Here is a 437-nt window from a genome sequence, read left to right on the forward strand (position 1 = left end):
AGGTAGGGCTCGTAATTGGAAATCATCGTATGGATGCCGTGATCGAGCGCGCATTCGCAAAGCGCAAGCAGCATCATGGAGAAGGCGCGGCTGGCATCGACATTGGAGAAATCCTCGGCGATCGCCTCTTCGTCGATGCACATGCGCGTGCCTTCCCAGATGCCGGGGGCAATCAGATTGGCGGCATCGGGAAACGTCTCGCGGAAGACGTCGTAGAGAAGGGTCGGGCCGGTTGTCGGCATCAGGCGCATGCCGCCATAGAGGCGGGTGCGGCTATCGTTGCACCAGACGAGGTAAGCTGGGGCGAGCGAATCGTAGCTGTCGCGTTCGTAAGGGCCGATGACGGGAACGTCCCAGCCGAGCGTATCGGCGAAGACCTTCTTGCGCAGGCGAAACATCTGGTCGAGTACGGCAGCGTATTTCTGATACTCATGTGC

1 protein-coding gene is annotated in these 437 nt (G+C 59.7%); it reads right to left on the reverse strand.

The genetic code is table 11. From position 1 onward, the window contains the following. A partial coding sequence (locus tag G8E10_RS25755) for an acyl-homoserine-lactone synthase (protein ID WP_167131274.1) occupies positions 1 to 437 on the reverse strand: 437 nt, incomplete at both ends.

This window comes from Ferranicluibacter rubi (assembly GCF_011603255.1).
Classification (GTDB): domain Bacteria; phylum Pseudomonadota; class Alphaproteobacteria; order Rhizobiales; family Rhizobiaceae; genus Ferranicluibacter; species Ferranicluibacter rubi.